The 1266-nt window shown below is 61.5% G+C and carries 1 pseudogene; it reads right to left on the bottom strand.

Annotated features, from left to right (window positions below):
* Positions 1 to 1266: pseudogene (locus QLQ16_RS15760) on the bottom strand (hypothetical protein); the annotation flags it as partial.

Raw genomic sequence — 1266 nt, 5'->3', positions numbered from 1 at the left:
TGTCCCCGGATTTAGCCTGAACGATGAGCGTGTCGTTGTCCGACAAGGCCAACACATCAGCCTGCGTCAACACCAACACACGGCTGCCGTCGCCCGTCAAATCGATCTTCTCAATGCTTTCGAGCTTGTGCAGTCCTGTGGTGCTGGCCGTGTAGTTAGAAACCAATGCCGACAAATCGAACGTGCCAGTGAACCCCACCTTGAGCGTGTCCAACCCTGCGCCTCCGTCTACCAAACGCAGTGCCACATCCTGCAGCGTGATGGTGTCATTGCCGCCCCCAGCTTGTACCGCGTCTGCGCCGGCCACCACAAAGCTCTCAGCACTGCTTGTGCCCTTTGCGCGCTGGGCCAGCAACGTGGTGCTGGTGGTACTTGCCGACAAGTCATATGCCGTGCCCACCGCCGAGACAGCAGTCCCGTCGGTGCCCCACTTGAGGGCCAGTTGGGTACTGACCTCTTGCACCTCAAGCGCCGTCAGCGCCCGGTTGAACATGACGATCTCGCCCACGCTGCCGTTAAGCGTACGTGTTGGTGCCCACAGCCGCTCGCCAATCGCGAAGTCGGTTGTGGCCCAATTGGCGTTGAGCGTACCAAAGCCGCTGCTGCCAGTGTCTAGATCGGTGGTGCCGGTGCCAAACACCATGCCATCGCGGTACACCGTGTTGGCCCCATCAGTACCCGACCAGGTCATCGCCAGCATGTCGGTGTTGGGTACGCCAGGGCTGCCGCCTTTGTTCTCAAGGTAGAAGGTGTTAGCCTCAAAATCTGTGAAGTTGCCATGACCTGCGAACAAGCTGTTCATGCTGGCCGTGGACTGCACCGATATCCAAGTGAAACCACTGGCCCCAGACATGTCGGCCAAAGTGCCTGTGTTGCTCAGGTGCACGCCGGTGTCGGTGGCAGGTTGGGTAAAGGTCACACCCGCCAGTCCACCCAGGTTCGCCACGCTGGTGCTGTAGGTCGGCCGCAAGCTGGCATCGGTCTGGGCCCAGGCGTCGCCCGTGTCCTTGTCTTTCCAGTCGTTGGTGCCGTCGCCCACGCTGGCGGCGTTATTGGGGTTGGTGGTGGTGGCATCGCCATCGAGGTTGGTGGCATCCAGCCACAAGGTGCGCCCGCTCAGGCTGGCCATCATTCCACCGTCCAATGTGCCGTTGACTGCCAGCACCGCGCTGGTGCTGCCGTCCACGGCCTTGACGTCTGCACTGGTCAGTCCGCTCAGGTCCGCCGCCACGCCAGCCACGCTTTGGATGCTGGCACCATTGAGCG

This window comes from Limnohabitans lacus, assembly GCF_030053395.1.
In the GTDB taxonomy this organism is placed as follows: Bacteria; Pseudomonadota; Gammaproteobacteria; order Burkholderiales; family Burkholderiaceae_C; genus Limnohabitans_A; species Limnohabitans_A lacus.
The sequence above is the reverse complement of the archived record's forward strand: the minus strand, read 5'-3'. Positions and strand labels throughout refer to the sequence as shown.